At 53.6% G+C, this 509-nt stretch carries 1 protein-coding gene; it reads right to left on the bottom strand.

Translation table 11 applies throughout. The features are described 5' to 3' along the window. On the bottom strand, positions 1 to 472 hold a 472-nt coding region (locus H7U32_RS09775), incomplete at its 3' end, for an ATP-binding cassette domain-containing protein (RefSeq protein ID WP_204469853.1). Between the last annotated feature and the right edge of the window lie 37 nt (positions 473 to 509).

Here is a 509-nt window from a genome sequence, read left to right as displayed (position 1 = left end):
ATTCGGGGACGTGCGAGACGAGGATCATCGCGCCTTTGTATTCCGAGAGTGCGGCGGCTATGACGGGGAGGTGACGGAAATTTATATGATTAGTCGGCTCATCGAGTATGAGAAGTCCCGGCTGCATGAGGACGAGGCGCGCGAACGCGACGAGACCTTTCTGTCCTTCCGACAACTGGCCGATCTTGGCATTGATGAGTTCGTCTTTGATGAGAAAACCAGCCGCGACCGCGCGCATCGCTTCTTCCATGTGTTTATCCATCACCGCGAATAGTTCTTCACGCACTGTGCGCTCAAAATCCATATTCGAAAAATCCTGGCGGTAATAGACGACCTTCACGCCGGGCGTAATAGTCGCACCTTCCGCACTGCCGCTGGCGAGCGATTCGAGCAAGGTCGATTTGCCGATGCCATTGGGACCGGTGAGCAGGAGATGTTGATTCTTGCGGAGCGAAATGGTTTTTTTCTTCACGACCGGTTTGTAATCGCGGATCGTTTTGTATGAGGTG

This window comes from Bifidobacterium pullorum subsp. saeculare (genome assembly GCF_016899725.1).
GTDB classification, from domain to species: Bacteria; Actinomycetota; Actinomycetes; order Actinomycetales; family Bifidobacteriaceae; genus Bifidobacterium; species Bifidobacterium pullorum_C.
Note: the sequence above shows the minus strand (reverse complement) of the source record. Positions and strands in the feature narration are given on the sequence as shown.